Origin of the sequence: Pseudomonas atagonensis (genome assembly GCF_011369485.1) — a bacterium.
In the GTDB taxonomy this organism is placed as follows: domain Bacteria; phylum Pseudomonadota; class Gammaproteobacteria; order Pseudomonadales; family Pseudomonadaceae; genus Aquipseudomonas; species Aquipseudomonas atagonensis.
This window is the reverse complement of record NZ_VXCA01000024.1, coordinates 1-15,167: the sequence shown is the minus strand read 5'-3', so window position 1 is coordinate 15,167 and position 15,167 is coordinate 1. Positions and strand designations below refer to the sequence as shown.

Annotated in this window: 14 protein-coding genes and 1 pseudogene; 4 read left to right on the top strand and 11 right to left on the bottom strand. The window is 56.4% G+C overall.

Annotated elements, in window-relative coordinates; genetic code table 11:
- From F2P67_RS15240 to F2P67_RS15210, 7 genes and pseudogenes are all read right to left on the bottom strand, one after another.
- On the bottom strand, positions 1 to 903 hold the full coding sequence (locus F2P67_RS15240; RefSeq protein ID WP_166221329.1) for a hypothetical protein: 903 nt from the start codon (positions 901 to 903) through the stop codon (positions 1 to 3).
- A 400-nt stretch (positions 904 to 1,303) separates the two neighbouring features.
- The gene (locus tag F2P67_RS15235; protein WP_166221327.1) at positions 1,304 to 2,563 is read right to left on the bottom strand and encodes a type II toxin-antitoxin system HipA family toxin; all 1,260 of its coding nucleotides are present in this window, start codon (positions 2,561 to 2,563) and stop codon (positions 1,304 to 1,306) included.
- On the bottom strand, positions 2,560 to 3,054 hold the full coding sequence (locus F2P67_RS15230) for a helix-turn-helix domain-containing protein (RefSeq protein WP_166221325.1): 495 nt from the start codon (positions 3,052 to 3,054) through the stop codon (positions 2,560 to 2,562). The genes F2P67_RS15235 and F2P67_RS15230 overlap by 4 nt, the downstream gene beginning before the upstream one ends.
- Before the next feature lie 169 nt (positions 3,055 to 3,223).
- Positions 3,224 to 3,487 (bottom strand): YhfG family protein, encoded by a 264-nt coding sequence (locus F2P67_RS28120; RefSeq protein ID WP_425511025.1) that lies wholly within the window; start codon positions 3,485 to 3,487, stop codon positions 3,224 to 3,226.
- A gap of 75 nt (positions 3,488 to 3,562) precedes the next feature.
- Entirely contained in the window at positions 3,563 to 3,862 is a 300-nt protein-coding gene (locus tag F2P67_RS15220) for a hypothetical protein (protein WP_166221323.1), read from the bottom strand.
- A 362-nt stretch (positions 3,863 to 4,224) separates the two neighbouring features.
- Positions 4,225 to 5,124, bottom strand: a pseudogene (locus F2P67_RS15215) (hypothetical protein); the annotation flags it as partial.
- A 59-nt stretch (positions 5,125 to 5,183) separates the two neighbouring features.
- Entirely contained in the window at positions 5,184 to 5,444 is a 261-nt protein-coding gene (locus tag F2P67_RS15210; protein WP_166221321.1) for a hypothetical protein, read from the bottom strand.
- Between the two features lie 300 nt (positions 5,445 to 5,744).
- On the opposite strand from F2P67_RS15210, the gene F2P67_RS15205 reads away from it, so the two are divergent.
- The 4 genes from F2P67_RS15205 (at position 5,745) to F2P67_RS15190 (ending at position 10,148) form a co-directional block, all read left to right on the top strand.
- Positions 5,745 to 6,248, top strand: a complete 504-nt coding sequence (locus F2P67_RS15205; RefSeq protein ID WP_166221319.1) for a polysaccharide deacetylase — start codon at positions 5,745 to 5,747, stop codon at positions 6,246 to 6,248.
- 164 nt (positions 6,249 to 6,412) lie between these two features.
- A complete protein-coding gene (locus F2P67_RS15200) occupies positions 6,413 to 8,347 on the top strand; it encodes a RecQ family ATP-dependent DNA helicase (RefSeq protein ID WP_166221317.1) in 1,935 nt (644 codons plus the stop codon).
- 118 nt (positions 8,348 to 8,465) lie between these two features.
- Positions 8,466 to 9,686 carry a 3-hydroxyacyl-CoA dehydrogenase gene (locus F2P67_RS15195; protein ID WP_166221315.1) on the top strand — a complete coding sequence of 407 codons (1,221 nt, stop codon included), beginning with the start codon at positions 8,466 to 8,468 and terminating at the stop codon, positions 9,684 to 9,686.
- 30 nt (positions 9,687 to 9,716) lie between these two features.
- On the top strand, positions 9,717 to 10,148 hold the full coding sequence (locus tag F2P67_RS15190; RefSeq protein ID WP_166221313.1) for an acyl-CoA thioesterase: 432 nt from the start codon (positions 9,717 to 9,719) through the stop codon (positions 10,146 to 10,148).
- Positions 10,149 to 10,203: 55 nt separating this feature from the next.
- On the opposite strand, the gene F2P67_RS15185 is transcribed toward F2P67_RS15190, so the two are convergent.
- From F2P67_RS15185 to F2P67_RS15170, 4 genes are all read right to left on the bottom strand, one after another.
- Positions 10,204 to 10,686 (bottom strand): glycine zipper domain-containing protein, encoded by a 483-nt coding sequence (locus F2P67_RS15185; protein ID WP_166221311.1) that lies wholly within the window; start codon positions 10,684 to 10,686, stop codon positions 10,204 to 10,206.
- 266 nt (positions 10,687 to 10,952) lie between these two features.
- Positions 10,953 to 13,301: an FdhF/YdeP family oxidoreductase gene (locus F2P67_RS15180; protein WP_166221309.1), complete on the bottom strand. Its 2,349-nt coding sequence runs from the start codon at positions 13,299 to 13,301 to the stop codon at positions 10,953 to 10,955.
- Entirely contained in the window at positions 13,298 to 14,137 is an 840-nt protein-coding gene (gene fdhD, locus F2P67_RS15175; RefSeq protein ID WP_166221307.1) for a formate dehydrogenase accessory sulfurtransferase FdhD, read from the bottom strand. Before fdhD ends, F2P67_RS15180 begins: the two co-directional genes overlap by 4 nt.
- A gap of 92 nt (positions 14,138 to 14,229) precedes the next feature.
- On the bottom strand, positions 14,230 to 15,117 hold the full coding sequence (locus F2P67_RS15170; RefSeq protein ID WP_166221305.1) for a LysR family transcriptional regulator: 888 nt from the start codon (positions 15,115 to 15,117) through the stop codon (positions 14,230 to 14,232).
- Positions 15,118 to 15,167 lie beyond the last annotated feature (50 nt).

The following is a 15,167-nucleotide window of genomic DNA, read 5'->3' as shown; positions in this document are numbered from 1 at the left end:
TTAGAAGTCCAGAGGGCATCGTATTAGCCAGTCGGAAACCACGCCCCACTTAATTAACTCAAGATCTTTTGGGCGGATAGTTTTCACCTCTAACTTTATATCATTTTCGAGTTTTTCAAGTTCTAGTTGAATCGCTTCGGCGGGCAATAGTGATGAACATGTAAGAAAACGACCTTCTAAATATTCCTGTCGATTTTTTACGGCTTTAATGACAATTTCATAAATGTCGCCCCAGTCAGTTCTCAAAGCGTCGAGCAGGTTTTGATATTGAAGGTATTTTTGTACAAGAAAACTGCGTGATGAGTCTTCCTTTTCCGAAGGCACGATTTTCGAGATCTTAAAATTCAGTTTTTTAAGAAATGTTAGATTTTCATCTATCCAATCTGAGGCTTTAGTATCCGAGACATCTTCAAAGTTAAGATTCAATTGGTAGGCGGATTGCTGCAGCGAAAGAACTTCTTGTGGGTAATCATCTTCGGTGTGGACGAGTATCTGAAAGTCATCTGAAATGTAGGGCACATTTAGATTTCTAGCCTTTAAAGATTTTTGTGCACAGTACTGTGTGAGCTCCGCTGATTTGTTAACAGACGTCCCTAATATCCACCGTGAAATTTTTATATCCCCAAATAATTTTGTCAGCGGGGTCACATTTGTTGAGGTGAATTTTCGAATATCTGTACGTATTTTATCTTTTTGTGCTTCTAATAATTTTTTTAGGTCAGTATCCTGTTCTGGTAGATAGCATTGAAATACATGCCCGCATAGAGTGTAGCACTCAACCCCAAAGTCCCCGCAATGCTCGTCTGGAACGTCTCTATAGTTCGCCGGCTGGTAATGTTTTCGAACTATATCTTTAAAATACCGTTCCCATGCTTTGGGGTCTTGTGTTTGGTTAAGTATCATCTCTAATCCATCAGTGAATTTTTGTACTAGGAAGTTTTAATAGGTGCGTCAATATGCAGCGCATATCGAAAGCGGAAATGGGTCGTTGATATAAATTAAAAGTTTTAACAACTATTCGTTGTTGTATCGAGGTGTTGCATTTTCTATCCTTGAACATGTCGCCTCTCATCCTTAGTGGCATTTTTTGTTGAATTTATGACTGGAATTGCAAAATTTTGTCAAAGAGTAGTTCCAGTAGCGGCATTTTGCTAGCAGTTTGAGCAAGGTGTTCGTAGATTTACTGGAAGCCTTGTGCGGTCATACGGACGGATTCACTGAACACAAACGCGGTCGCGTACTCAAGGATTGATGCTCGTTTTTGAGTTCTGACGCCTATCGTGATGGTGGGTTAGATTTCTGATTAGAGAAACGCATGAGCGATTTTTTCCTGTTCGTTTAACGTCAATCTCAAGGCTCCGGCAACTGTGCGCCATTGATTCACCACACGTTGAAAACTCTCAATGATGCTTGCAGCATCCGAGCGGCTAACCCGAAAATACTCCGCCACTTCTCTCGCCAGCTCCAAGTCCAAGGCGTTATCGGAGTCCGTGATGTTCAGCTTCAACCCATCAGCATGCGCCACCGGATTCATGTCGTACGCTGCGGACAATCGCCATCCCCGACCAGGATCCAGAATAAAACCATGGTTACGGAGGTGGTCGTCGGTGTTGGAGACCAGGATGTTGAAGACGATTCGTGACCAGAGTTCACGGAGGTCGGTGTTGGGTTCCGAGCCGTGTTCCATGATTACTTCCGCCAACTCTAGATAGCTGGCGCCGCTAGAGGCGTCGTCGCCGTCGACGCGGTTGGTCATGGTCATGGCTGATGCGAAGTGATGTCGGCCGCCGCGTTCGGTTCGGTCGAAACGCTTCACCAAAAAGCAGTGGTGATCGCTTGCGTAGCGTCGGGCCATGCCGGTCGCAACACGTAGACCACAGTTGACCGCCAAAGCGTTTACTACAAATTCCCAACCACCAACATCGTAGCCATCCCTCGTACTTGGGAATTTGGCGATCCACAGTTGGCCGAACTCGTCGACGACGCTGGCTTTCGGTCTGGCGCCGCCCAGTGAGCCACCCGGTGCGATGAGCATTCTTAGCCATTCGCGGCCCTCGCTGGCTGTGTTGTCCCTATCGTTTTCCAAGGCGAGGCTTGCCTGTTCCAGCGCGCTTAGCTCGACAAAGGGTGGAGCTGCAACGCCGTCGCGGTCGTCGAGGAAGTTGCCTTCGTCATTGAGTTTGTAGCGAAGGGCGCCGACACGGAACAGGTCGTGGACGCCAAGCAGGTAGTCGGATTCGAATAGCTTGCTGTCTTTGGGGATCAAGCCGTCGCGAATGTCCCTTTCCAAACGGCGTTTCATCAGCAGTTGGCCCCAGCGATCGGGGCTTGAGTCTGCAAAGACGCCAAAGCGGCTCTGATGTTCGCCGGGGAATTGGCGGCCTTCGAAGGGGCCGATGCGCGGGTCTAGAAATATGGAACTCAACTCGGGATCGGCCAACGCCTTAGGGTCGTACTCAAATTCGAACACGTTGGTGTTGCGTGTTTTCCTTGCGTGTAGAAATCCGAGGCGTCTGGCGCCTTTCAAGGATTCCCAGTCTGCATAAACAGCAATCAGCGTCATTCTTCACCTGTTGGGGGGCCGGCCTTTTTCTTCTTGTTCAAAAGGCTGGAGAGTGAGTGTGTGTTGAGGGGGAAGTCAGCCGGAATTTTCGTGGTAGTGGCGGCATCGATAACATTTGAAGTCCCGAGGTGTTCGGATGCGCCCTTTTTTGCCGCACTGGCTGCTCGTACTCGCTGGGGCTTTTTGGTGGTGGATCGTGTTGCTGGCATTAACTGCGCATCCTGCAATTGGCGACCCATTTCATCGGCTGCAGCCAGTTTGTTCAGTTCCTTTTCCAGCCCCAGCACTTGCATGACCGACAGGTAGGCCCCGATGGTTACGCCTGATCCACCTGACTCTAAATGGCGCAAGGTTGTTAGCGACATGCCTGACCTTTCGGCGACCTGCTTGGCCGTCAATTTGCGGCGTAGGCGAGCCAGCTTCAGTCGTTCACCAAGGTCGACCAAAAGTCGAGCAGTGGAGGGCAAGAGCGGCGCTGTTTTCTTGGCCATGTGGCAGTATTCCTTCATTTTTTAACCTTAACTGCCAGAATAATAGCACTTAAGCTGAAGGACGCTGTTTGCCGCCAGACCTGAAAAACGAAGTTAAGTGGCATTATTCCATCTGTTTCCGGTTGTTATAGCTAGAATACTGCCACTTTAACGTTGGCACTTCCTCGAGTCAGTCCGATTTTTGACGGTACTTTTCGACAACCTCCATGCGTGAGGAAAGTGGCTTTTGAGCATCGGCACGGGTGGTTTCAAAACCTTCAATACTTAGGCTAGCCAAATAGTTTGAGCGGCAAACCTTGTCGTAATGGGCCTGCTTTTGCTGAAAGATCAAAGCGCTCGTATCAGCATTCGAGTCTGAATCGCGATGCTTTTTGCGTAAGATCTCGTCCATTTCGATAACGCTTTCCATCAGCTCATCAAAGAATTTGCTCATGGTTGCTCCCATGTTTGATTACCGTTTTTTTGATCGCTCTCACAGAGTGCATAAGAGCGATACGATCATTCAATTTCAGGCTGGTGCTTTCCAATTGAGTATTTGCTGCTGCGCGACTTGCAGCAGGTCACAGCCATCCTGTGTCAGCAGATAGAGGGCGTGGGTGATGTGGGGGATGTCTTCGACGTCGGCTTGTTTGAAGCTGAGGCAGTAGAGGGTGCGTAGCAGATCGGCGGAGGCGCGCAGGCGCTGGACGGCGCATTCGAGGATGTCTTGCGGGTTGGCCTGTGTGTCGATGATCAGGGGGGTTGTGTCGGTGAGGTTGGATTCGAGTGGGCGGTAGCGATCGGTGGTGAATTGATTCCATGATTTCATAGTGTGTTCTCCAAATATCCTGAATGAACTCACCCCCATCGTGACCAAGCGATGGGAGGTGGACTGTGTTCGGGTTGGTCAACCGAAGGAACACACAAGTCCGGCACGCTTAAAGGCGTCCCAAACACAGCCACCATTAAGCGTGCAGACATTTGAAGTGCCGGCAGCATACAACGGACGCGTTTGTGTATTCCATCGGGTGACCAAACCCGAGCCGCTGATTTGGCAGCGACAGTCACGACTATAGATTTGGCTTACCAAGCCGCGATAGACGGTAAGGGAGTCTGGATTTGTAGGAACTGGACGAAAACCAGATAGGTCATTGGTGTAGGTTTTTTCGCCCGGTTACTCGCTCAGAGTCTTCAACCAATAACCCGATAAGCCGCCACATCCAGCACGCTGGTCGTCAACCCGGTTTCAGGGGCAAAAATCGGCCCTTTCACCGTCGAGAACGGTACCCCTTTACTGCCCAAAGACACGTAGCGCTCGCCCTTATCCAGTTCGGTAAACCAGGTGTAGGAGATGTTGTGCATCCGTTTGTACCGGGCTTCATCGCGGACAATGCCGTTGGTGAGGTTTTCCAGGTCGGTCTGAGTCAGGTTAAGGGTTTTGTTCAGTTGTACGCCCCAGCGCTTGAGGCAGGTTTCGGCGAAGTGGCGGACGACGCGGCCAGGTTCCATCAGAGTTTTCAGGTCACTGGCGCTGGCGGGAACGCCGCCGTCGGAGGTGGCGTTCCCGGCCATGGTCGCGTGGCGGCCGACCATTGGGTAGATTGAGGTTTTGGTACCGGGGGCGGTCTGAGGAATGACGCAGCTAGAGCCTTTGGAGCGTACATCACGGGCGTAAAAGGCAACGTACTCTTTGACGTTGGCGCCAAGCTTGACGCGCTCTTCCTGGAAGTTACCGATGCCGGGTACGGGATCAAGGGCGAAGATATTCACCGGAATATCTTTAAGTTTGCTGTCCTTGAGCATTGCGTTGGCCAACATATGGCAACTGACTCCACCACGGCTCCAGCCCACCAAGTTGACCTGGGTAGGAATAATGTTGTCTTTGCGGAAAGTCCTGATGATTTGCTCCTGCAACTTTTGCTGAGTAACACTACGGTCTCCGTAGTTGTATTTACGCCAGAACCAGGAGCCTTCGTTTTTTACATCTTCAATGGGAATGCCAGCTGCCTTCAGGCGGTTGTATTCGATTTCAGTCAGTTGTTCGCGCTGCCAGTCGCATTTGCCTTTGATAATGTTGATGGCGTGCTTCAGTGTCGGTGGGTTAATTAAATAAAGGTGTGCTTTGTTTCCATGTTTGTGAGATCTGTCAGTTATTTCAATTGCAGCTTTGCAACTTGCAGTAGTTCGCAGCCGTCTTGAACCAGTAAGTAAAGCGCATTGACGATATTGGGGATGTCTTTTGCATCGGCCTGCTTGAAACACAAACAGTAAAGGGTTTCGAGCAAATCACTGGCGGCACGCAGGCGTTGATCGGCAGCATTGAGCAGTTCACGGTGACTGGCATCGGTGTCGATGACGAGCACCGGGTTTTCGCTGTAGCAGGTTTTGAGGGGGTGATAACGATCGGTCATAAAGAGGCTTGTCCTGTTCGAAAACGCTCGGGGCCGACAAAGTGTTTTCAGCCGCGCCGGCCACTATAGGAGGGCGTTATCGGATGGAACAAGATGGCCGGAGGGGACAGTATTCGTAGGGGTTTTACCGGGGTTCGGGCATTTTCCCTACGCGATTTCACAGCTTTTTCAAGGCAAAACCCCTAGGCGGTGATTTTCCTACGAGTTTGTCAGGCGATTCAGTGCAAACCGCTGTATCGTGCGCGCCAGAATCTGTAGGGCGTTTCCAAACGTCTGACACGCGCTTAAAGGGAATTAGGTATGCAATGGCTACGAATGGCCTCGATTTTATTGTTGTGGGTCGGTGGTTGCCGTATGGCGGTCGCGTCTGACGCGAGCAATGCATTGATGCTCGGCAATGTTGAGCGCAGCGGCTGGCCGGATGCGCTTACCAGCCAGGCAAATCTGGACACCGCGTCGCGTGCTGAAGTGCTGATGTTTGCCAAAGCCTTGCTTGCCAGCGAAGCGCTGGACGAAGAAGGGCTGGAGCAGCAATTGGGCTTGCCGCACGTGCAACTCCGGTCGATCCGACACGTGCGCGACGGTCTCTGGGATGGCTTGCTCACCACCTATCGCAACGCCAGTCAGAACTGTGACGAGCAACCTTTTTGCCCGCGCGTACGCAGCGTCGCTGATCTTCGCCAACTGGCAGCAGCGTTCACCGGCGACATCAGTCCGGCCCATGCGTTGTGGGCCAATAAAAGCCTGGGCGTGCATGAGCAACTGCTGAACGAGCAGTTGCGTGTGGCGGTGTTGCGTCCCTGAGTTTCAGGACACTTGGTTATTTGACTGATCAGGTTTCCTCCACACCGCGTGATTTGCGACAACCGCTGTATCATTCCGAATCGATTTGGCCCCGACCTTTTCTCGACTCGCTGCGATCGCCCGCTAGGCTGTTGGCATGGCAGCAGTCAATGGAGTGACAGCGAATGCACAACACCCTGGAACAGGTTTTTGGTTATCCACAGTTTCGACCGGGGCAGGAAGCCGCGATCAGTGCGGTACTGGCCGGGCGCTCGGCGGCGGCGATATTTCCCACCGGTTCCGGCAAATCACTTTGCTACCAATTACCGGCGCTGATGCTGCCGCACCTGACGCTGGTGGTTTCGCCGTTGCTGGCCCTGATGCAGGATCAACTGGCGTTTCTGCAACGCCACGGTATTTCGGCGGGCAGCATTGATTCGGCGCAGAGCCGCGATGACGCCAATGACGTGATGGCTCGTGCCCGTTCGGGTGAATTGAAAATTCTGATGATCTCCGTGGAGCGTTTGAAAAACGAACGCTTCCGTAATTTTTTGCAGCAGGTGCCGATCTCGCTGCTGGTGGTGGACGAAGCGCACTGCATCTCCGAGTGGGGCCACAATTTTCGCCCTGACTACCTCAAGCTGCCGGACTACCAACGCCAGTTCAACATCCCGCAAACCCTGCTGCTGACCGCCACGGCGACACCGAAAGTCATCGCCGACATGCAGACCAAATTCGCCATCGCCGCCGACGATGTGGTCACCACCGGTTTCTATCGGCCCAATCTCAATCTGCTGGTGGAACCGGTACGTGGCCAGGACAAACGTCGGCGTCTGGTTGAGTGGATGGCGGAGCGCGCCGGGCAGGCGAGTATTGTCTACGTCACCCTGCAGAAAACCGCCGAACATATTGCCGAGCATCTCGAGCGCAACGGTATCCAGGCCGAGGCCTATCATGCGGGGTTGCCCCACGACAAACGCGAGGCGATCCAGAAACGCTTCATGTCCGGACAGTCCAATTGCATCGTCGCCACCATCGCGTTCGGCATGGGCATCGATAAAAGCGACATCCGCAATGTGGTGCATTTCGATCTGCCCAAATCCATCGAAAATTACAGCCAGGAAATCGGCCGTGCCGGGCGTGACGGGCGGCCCTCGGATTGCCTGGTGCTGGCCAATCGCGACAGCCTCAACGTGCTGGAAAACTTCGTTTATGGCGACACGCCGGAGCGCGAAGGCATTCGCTATGTGCTTGATGAGTCCAAGGCGTCGGAGCCGGAAGGGCAGTGGGAGTTTCTGCTCGGGCCTCTTGCGGATCAGAGCAATATTCGTGCGCTGCCACTGAAAACCTTGCTGGTGCAACTGGAGTTGCGTGGCTTGATCGCGCCACGCTACGCGTACTACGCCGAGTACCGATTCAAATACCTGCTGGAGCCGGAGTTGCTACTGCAGCGATTCGAGGGCGAGCGCAGGGACTTTGTCGCTGCAATCATTCAGACGTCCAGCCGCGCCCGTACCTGGGCCACGGTGAATTTCGAAGCGATGTACGCGCAGTATTCCGCAGAGCGCAATCGAGTGGTCAAAGCACTGGATTACTTTCAGGAAAAGGGCTGGGTCGAGCTGGAAAGCAAGCAGATGACCGAGGTCTACAGCCTGTTGCGGAGCGACTTTGACAGCGACGTTTTGAGCGGCGAGTTGCACGACTATTTCACCCGGCACGAGCAGACCGAAGTGGCACGGATTCACGCGATGCTCGATGTATTCGCGACTGAACATTGTCTGGGATTTCGACTGGCCGAGTATTTCGGTGATCACAATGCGCCGGAGCGTTGCGGGCATTGTTCGGTGTGCCACGGGCATGTCGCGCGGCTGCCTGAGCCGCCTCCGTTGCCGGCGCTTGTGGATAAAAACTTCACGGCGCTTTGCGCTGATTTTATCCATAGGCACGAACTGCACACCGGCAATGTGCCGACAGCGGAACGGCTGACGCGGTTTTTGTGCGGGATCAGCGTGCCGTTGTTCACCCGGCTCAAGGCGCGGGCGATTCCCGGGTATGCGGCGCTGGAAGAATATCCGTATGCCGAGGTACGTCACTGGGCGGAACAACACCTGGCAGGATGACTCGATTGAAGGGCTGCATCCATCCGCTGAATGTCGGTCATCACGGTAATAAACTTCAAAAACCGTCGATGGCTGACTAAGGTGAGACCTGTCTTTGGATCGCCAACAAGAGAACAACATGAGCCAGACATTCGAGATTCAGCAGGCCGCCGTGATCGGGGCGGGCACCATGGGCCGCGGCATTGTCATGTGCCTGGCCAATGCCGGTGTGGCCGTTCAGTGGGTGGATAACAATCCGCAGATGCTTGAGCAGGCACTGGCCACGGTAGCCGACACCTATGCGCATAACGTGCGTCAGGGCCGCATCGATCAGGCCGAGGCCGATGCACGTATTGCCCGGGTCACGCCTGCGGCGGATTACGCGGCGATCCGCAATGTCGATCTGGTGATCGAGGCGGTGTACGAGAACCTTGAGCTCAAGCAGAAAATCTTTCGTGAACTGGATGGCTTGCTCAAGCCTGAAGCGTTATTGGCAAGCAATACGTCGGCGCTGGATATCGATGCGATTGCCGCTGCAACGCGGCGTCCGGCCCAGGTTCTGGGCCTGCACTTCTTCAGTCCGGCGCACATCATGAAACTGCTGGAAATCGTTCGCGGTGCGCAGACCTCGCCGGCGGTTCTTGAAGCCGCCCTGACGCTCGGCAAGCGCATGGGCAAAGTCTGCGTGGTCTCGGGCAATTGCCACGGTTTCATCGGCAACCGCATGCTCCATCCGTATGTGCTGGAAGCGCGCAAGATGCTGCTCGAAGGTGCTTATCCACAACAGGTCGACGCGGCGTTGCAAAGCTTCGGTTTTGCCATGGGGCCGTTTCGCATGTACGACGTTGTGGGCATCGACCTGGAATGGCGTGCGCGTGAGTTAGCGGGCAAGGGCCAGGATGCACCGGAAGTTCAGGTGGATAACCGCTTGTGCGAATTGGGCCGGTTCGGGCAGAAAACCGGCAACGGGTATTACCACTATGAGCCGGGCAGTCGTCAGGCTGAGCATGATCCTGAAGTGGACGCGCTGGTGCTGCGGGTCAGCGAAGGTTTGGGTTTCCACCGTCGTGAGATTGGCTCGGAGGAAATTCTCGAGCGATGCCTGTTGGCGCTGGTCAACGAGGGCGCGAAGATCTTGCAGGAAGGCATTGCGGAGTCGGCCCACGATATTGATCAGGTGTATCTGAATGGTTACGGCTTCCCTGTGGGAAGAGGCGGGCCGATGGCCTGGGCGGATGATCAGGGCCTGGCAGACATTCATCGGCGCCTGCAGGCTTTGGAAACCCGGCAGGGCGATCAGTGGAGACCGGCGCAACTGATCGGCGAGCTGGCGGCGCGAGGGAAAGGTTTTTACCTTTAGACTGGATAGCTCACTCAAGGAATCGACCTGATGTCCAACCCCATGCCGCAACGCAGTGATTACCTGCACTTTCAGCCGATCACCACGCGCTGGCACGACAACGATGCTTACGGCCACGTCAACAACGTCACGTATTACAGCTTCTTCGACACCGCTGTGAATACCTACCTGATTCAGGTAGGTGACCTGGATATCCATGACGGTGAGGTGGTGGGGTTCGTGGTCAGTTCGGCGTGCGATTACTTCGCATCGATTGCCTTCCCCGATCTGATCGAGATCGGTTTGCGCGTGGGTAAACTGGGCAACAGTTCGGTGCAATACGAACTGGCGGTGTTCAAGGTGGGCGAAGCCGAGGCGTGTGCGGCTGGACGCTTCGTGCATGTCTTTGTGGATCGGGCCAGTAATCAGCCGGTACCTATTCCCGGTCGGTTGCGTGAGGCGCTGGAACGACTGGTGGTTTAAAAAACGCAAAAAAAATCGCAGTCCAAGGGCTGCGATTTTTGTTCAAGCATTCGCCTTAGTGGTGGCGGTAGTACTTGTGATGCTTGCGATGGCCGTAGGCATGGCCGCGACCACGGTGGTCGTCGCGGTAGTAGCGACGATCATCACGACCGCGATCGTAACGACGGTCGTCTTCGTTGCTCTTGTTACCCATGTAGTTGCCCAGCGCGCCACCGGCGCCGCCACCTGCTGCGGCGCCGATCAGGCTGCCGGTGGTGCCGCCCATGCTGCGGCCGACCACGTTACCGCCGGCTGCGCCCAGCGCACCGCCAATGGCTGCTTCGCCACGGCTGTGTTTGTTGGCGCCCACCGCGCTACCACCCGCGCCGCCCAGGGCTGCGCCAATGGTTGAACCTGTGCTGCCGCCTAAAGACTGACCGACGACCGAGCCAAGAACCCCGCCCAATGCGCCGCCCACACCTGCTTCGGTGGTGCCGCCAGCAGAAGCGAAGCCACTGACCAAGCCAAGGGACAACAAGAGAATCGAGGAGAACTTCATAGAGGAGCCTCAAAGGGATGACGGCGCGATCCTGAGGCTCTGGAATAGGCGTGACAATCGAAATCCGACGAATAACACGACTTGTATACAATTTCGCAAGTTACTGTTTTTTATGCGGAACTTAACCGATTTTCGCCGGTCTTTAGCTACTTCGGACAGGCCGCTTTTGTGAAAAAAGCGGCCTTTTTTGTGCACGTTTGAAAAGTGCAGGGCAGCGATAAATTATTAGGATCGACTACCGCGATAGCGATGGGTCGGTCGCCGCATTAAGCAGATTTGGCCATGATCAACCCGGTCTCACTCGCTGCTTCCAGGCGAATCGCGATGAATTTGGATGTCGGCGTATGGCTGCCATCCCCGGTGCTTTCCAGCGGCACCAGCGGATTCACTTCCGGGTAATACGCGGCGGCCTGCCCGGCAGGGATATCAAACGCCAGCAGTGTGAAACCCTTTACCCGACGCTCGCGGCCGTCATCCCAGATCGACACGATGTCAGCCTTCTGCCCAGGTCGGAAGCCCAGGCGAATGATGTCGGCCTCGTTGGCGAACAGCACATCGCGCTGTCCCTTGACCCCGCGATAACGGTCGTCGAGACCATAAATCGTGGTGTTGTACTGATCGTGGGAACGCATCGATTGCAGGATCAGATCGGGCAGTTGCCCGGTGGCGCGGGTGCGCTCGTGAACCAGATCCTTTGGCAGCATGTTCGCGCGGAAATTGGCGCGACCCGATGGTGTGTTCCATTTGCGCGCGCCAGCGCTGTTGCCGAGGTAGAAACCGCCCGGGTTTTTGATCTTCTCGTTGAACTCCTTGAAATTCGGGATGGTGTCGGCGATCAGCTCGCGGATACGTCCGTAGTCGGCCACCAGCCAGTTCCAGTCCACCGGTTTGCTGCCCAGTGTCGCGGCGGCGATACCGGCGATGATCGATGGCTCCGACCGCATCTGGTTCGACAGCGGCTGCAACTGGCCGTTGGAGGCGTGGACCATGCTGAACGAGTCTTCCACGGTGACCGCTTGCGGCCCTTCGGTCTGGATGTCGATGTCGGTACGACCCAGGCACGGCAGGATCAACGCGTCCTTACCGTGAGCCAGGTGGCTGCGGTTGAGTTTGGTGCTGATCTGTACGGTCAGGTCGCAATTGCTCAGCGCCTGGAAGGTGCGCGGGCTGTCCGGCGTCGCTTGGGCGAAGTTGCCGCCCAGACCGATGAACACCTTGGCGCGGCCTTCGGCCATCGCATGAATCGCTTCGACCACGTTGTGCCCGTTGTGGCGCGGCACCTTGAACTGGAAGCGACGCTCCAGCGAATCGAGGAATGCCACAGGCGGACGCTCGTTGATGCCCATCGTGCGGTCACCCTGCACGTTACTGTGACCGCGTACCGGGCACAGGCCGGCGCCCGGTTTGCCGATGTTGCCGCGCAGCAGCATCAGGTTGGCGATTTCCTGGATGGTCGGCACCGAATGGCGGTGCTGGGTGATGCCCATCGCCCAGCACATGATCACGTTCTTGCCTTTGGCGTACATGCGCGCCGCTTGCTCGATTTCCACGAGGGTCAGGCCGGACTGCGCGACGATCTGCTCCCACGGCGTGTCGTCGACGACACCGAGGTATTCCAGCACGTTGGCACTGTGGGCATTGAGGAAGTCGTGATCGAACACCGCCGGCGCACCGGCCTTCTGCGCGTCGCGCTCCCACTGCAGGAGGAACTTGGCCATGCCGCGCAATACCGCCATATCGCCGCCGAGTGCCGGACGGAAATACGCGGTGTTGGTTGGTTTGTCGCCGTTGGTGAGCATTTCGATCGGGTGTTGCGGATGCTGGAAACGCTCCAGACCACGCTCTTTCAGCGGATTGATGCAGACCACCTGGGCTCCGCGTTTTACCGCTTCACGCAGCGGTTCGAGCATGCGTGGGTGGTTGGTGCCGGGGTTCTGGCCCCAGACGAAAATCGCATCGGCGTGTTCAAAATCGTCGAAGGTCACGGTGCCTTTGCCGACGCCGACACTTTGCGCCAACGCCACACCGCTGGCCTCGTGGCACATGTTCGAGCAATCGGGGAAGTTGTTGGTGCCGTAGGCGCGCACGAACAGTTGATAGAGGTACGCCGCTTCGTTGCTGGCGCGCCCCGAGGTGTAGAACTCGGCCTGATCCGGGCTCGACAAGCCTTGCAGGTGTTTGCCGATCAGCGCGTAGGCATCGTCCCAACTGATCGCTTTGTAACGATCGGTTTCGGCGTCGTAGACCATCGGCTCGGTCAGGCGACCCTGATATTCGAGCCAGTAATCGCTCTGCTCCAGCAAAGACGTCACGCTGTGTTTGGCGAAGAACTTGGCGTCTACCCGGCGCTTGGTCGCTTCCCAGTTCACCGCTTTGGCGCCGTTCTCGCAGAACTTGACCATGCCGCTTTCCGGCGAATCGCCCCAGGCGCAACCCGGGCAGTCGAAGCCACCGTTCTGGTTGGTCTTGAGCATCATGCGCAGGTTTTTCAGCGCGTTGTCGCTGGTCAACCAGGCCTGAGCCACACTGATCAGGGCACCCCAGCCGCCGGCTGCGCCTTTATAAGGCTTGTATCGCGGGACAGGTTTCTGGTCGGCTTGATGATGTTGGCTCACGCTTGATTCTCCATCGCGGGGCTATACACCCGCGGCGCACTTTTCTGCGGCAGGTGGATGAGATTGAGGTTGTGTCGCCGGGCCCATTGCACGGCAAGGCCCGTGGGTGCGGACAGGCTGACCAGGGTCTGGATGCCCGCGCGCAAGACTTTCTGGATCAATTCGAGACTGCAACGGCTGGTGACAATCGCCAGTCCGCCTTCTGTGGATATTTTCTGGCGGATCAGCCCGCCGATCAGTTTGTCGAGGGCGTTGTGCCGGCCGATGTCTTCGCGACCGAACAGCAATTCACCGCTGGCATTCATGAACACCGCCGCATGTACCGCCCCGCAATGCTGGCCGAGTGGCTGGAACGCGCCGATGCGCTGGCGCAGACCGTCGAGCCATTCAATCGGCGGCAACGGCGCGCCGGGCAAGACCTTGAGATCGGGCAGCGCCTGTTCCACCGCCTCCACGCCGCACAGTCCGCAACCGCTGGTACCCGCCAGTTGCCGGCGCTGTTGCTTGAGGTTCCAGAAGGCGCGGTTGGCGATGGTCACTTGCGCGTACTGCGCCGAGCCCGCGCCGCTCAGTTGCAGGTCATAAATGTCCGTGGCGTCGATGATGATGCCGCTGCCGAGACTGAAACCGACGATGAAGTCTTCAAGGTCGGTCGGCGTCACCAGCATCACCGCCTGACTGATGCCGTTGTAGGCGATCGCCAACGCAACTTCCTCGGCCAGCGCGGTGCTGGCCGATTCCTCACGGGGTAGATCGCTGTAACTGTAGGTCTGGCTGGCGAGGGGCGCGGGCGTTTCAAGTGCAGGCGCCGCGCAGGCTGGGCGCTTGGCGTTCATGGCATCACCGACGGTTTGATCAACGTTAAGACTAGGCGCGGCAACTTGTCGCGTCTAATCGCTACTGTCGATCTATCGATAGACGCCGTCGATCAAGCGTCGGTTGGTGATCTCTCATACAGCGCGAAACAAGCCTCGGCCAGCGCCGAACGCGGGGCGCCGCGACGCATGATCAGGCCCAGCGGCGCGAGCGTGCGGGCGTCTTCGATAGGTTGCAGGCGCAGGTGATCGGTGAGTTTTTCCAGGCCGCCGTCCAGCGGCATGATCGCGCAGCAAAATCCGCCGTGCACGGCTTGTAACAATTGATGGACGGCATCGGTTTGCAGCAGCGGTTGCGGGGTCAGACCACGACTGTGGAAGTTGTGGTCGATGGACTGGCGAAAATGCATGCCGCTGGTGAGCATGCCCAGCGGCAACTCGATCAGCGCTTCCCAGCTCAATGGCGCCTCGCCAAACGTGAAGGTGCGCTGATCGTAGAGCAGGCCCATGCGCGTTTCGCTGAAGGCCAGGGATTCAAAACGCTCGTTGTCGAGACGGTCGAGATAGGAAACGCCCAGGTCGATGCGGTTGTTCGCCAGGTGTTCGAGGATTTGCTCGGAGCTCAACGCCGACATTTCAAAGCGCAGGTTCGGATGCGCGGCGTGCAGGCGTTGCATCAGCGGCAACGGATCGAAACTTGACAGCGGTACGACCCCAAGGCGCAGCGTGCCGATGAGGTTGCCGCGACACGCTGCCGCTTCAGCGTGCAATCCGTCATAAGCCGCCATCACCGAGCGCGCCCACGCCAGTACGCGCTCGCCCGGCGCGGTAAACCCTTCAAAGCGCTGGCCACGGTTGACCAGCGGCAGATCGAGTTCTTCTTCGAGGCTGCGCAGACGCATCGACAGCGTGGGCTGGGTGATGTGGCAGCGCGCGGCAGCCTGGCCAAAGTGGCGGGTTTCGTCGAGGGCGATGAGGAATTTCAGTTGCTTGATGTCCATCTTCGCTCCGAAGGGGGTTGGCGGGGTGGGCGATTCTACCGTCTGGTCGG

Excerpts from the sequence above, each read along its gene's own strand:
- F2P67_RS15240 (WP_166221329.1), bottom strand. The coding sequence starts at position 903 with ATGATACTTAACCAAACACAAGACCCCAAAGCATGGGAACGGTATTTT.
- F2P67_RS15235 (WP_166221327.1), bottom strand. The coding sequence starts at position 2,563 with ATGACGCTGATTGCTGTTTATGCAGACTGGGAATCCTTGAAAGGCGCC.
- F2P67_RS15230 (WP_166221325.1), bottom strand. The coding sequence starts at position 3,054 with ATGGCCAAGAAAACAGCGCCGCTCTTGCCCTCCACTGCTCGACTTTTG.
- F2P67_RS28120 (WP_425511025.1), bottom strand. The coding sequence starts at position 3,487 with ATGAGCAAATTCTTTGATGAGCTGATGGAAAGCGTTATCGAAATGGAC.
- F2P67_RS15220 (WP_166221323.1), bottom strand. The coding sequence starts at position 3,862 with ATGAAATCATGGAATCAATTCACCACCGATCGCTACCGCCCACTCGAA.
- F2P67_RS15210 (WP_166221321.1), bottom strand. The coding sequence starts at position 5,444 with ATGACCGATCGTTATCACCCCCTCAAAACCTGCTACAGCGAAAACCCG.
- F2P67_RS15205 (WP_166221319.1), top strand. The coding sequence starts at position 5,745 with ATGCAATGGCTACGAATGGCCTCGATTTTATTGTTGTGGGTCGGTGGT.
- F2P67_RS15200 (WP_166221317.1), top strand. The coding sequence starts at position 6,413 with ATGCACAACACCCTGGAACAGGTTTTTGGTTATCCACAGTTTCGACCG.
- F2P67_RS15195 (WP_166221315.1), top strand. The coding sequence starts at position 8,466 with ATGAGCCAGACATTCGAGATTCAGCAGGCCGCCGTGATCGGGGCGGGC.
- F2P67_RS15190 (WP_166221313.1), top strand. The coding sequence starts at position 9,717 with ATGTCCAACCCCATGCCGCAACGCAGTGATTACCTGCACTTTCAGCCG.
- F2P67_RS15185 (WP_166221311.1), bottom strand. The coding sequence starts at position 10,686 with ATGAAGTTCTCCTCGATTCTCTTGTTGTCCCTTGGCTTGGTCAGTGGC.
- fdhD (WP_166221307.1), bottom strand. The coding sequence starts at position 14,137 with ATGAACGCCAAGCGCCCAGCCTGCGCGGCGCCTGCACTTGAAACGCCC.
- F2P67_RS15170 (WP_166221305.1), bottom strand. The coding sequence starts at position 15,117 with ATGGACATCAAGCAACTGAAATTCCTCATCGCCCTCGACGAAACCCGC.